The organism is Corynebacterium sp. J010B-136 (assembly GCF_002967075.1).
Classification (GTDB): domain Bacteria; phylum Actinomycetota; class Actinomycetes; order Mycobacteriales; family Mycobacteriaceae; genus Corynebacterium.
The window spans coordinates 1-434 of the sequence record NZ_PUGE01000025.1 but is presented as its reverse complement, the minus strand read 5'-3'; the positions used below and the strand labels follow the sequence as shown (position 1 = coordinate 434).

Annotated in this window: 1 protein-coding gene; it reads right to left on the bottom strand. The window is 63.1% G+C overall.

From position 1 onward, the window contains the following. A partial coding sequence (locus tag C5Y44_RS13195; protein ID WP_199186069.1) for a low temperature requirement protein A occupies positions 1 to 434 on the bottom strand: 434 nt, incomplete at both ends.

Here is a 434-nt window from a genome sequence, read left to right as displayed (position 1 = left end):
CCCCAGCGCGATGATGATGAACAGGCCCGCGCGTTCGGCCATGTGGCCGCCCTCGACATCGAGCGCGTTAAGCGCCGTCCTGCCCAGCCATGGGGTCCAGAAGGACAATGCCGGGGAGGCGTACTCGACGATCACCGCGATGGCCCAGATCACCATGCGCTGGTCTTCAGGCAGGAAGGCACCAACGATCCAGAATACGCCGCCAAAGGCCTGCCATGAGGTGATCCGCAGGAAATTGATCGCATTGCCGGGTGTTTCGCGCCGCATCGCCCAGGCGGTGAACAGGCAGCGGCCGACCTGCATGAATACATAAGCCAGCGCAAAGGGTAGGCCGCGCTCGCCAAAAGCCTCTGGGATGGAGGTGGAAAACACCAGCCCGGCCAGCATCAGCGCGAACAGCATCAGCCGGACCACATGTTGGGTCGGATCAAGCC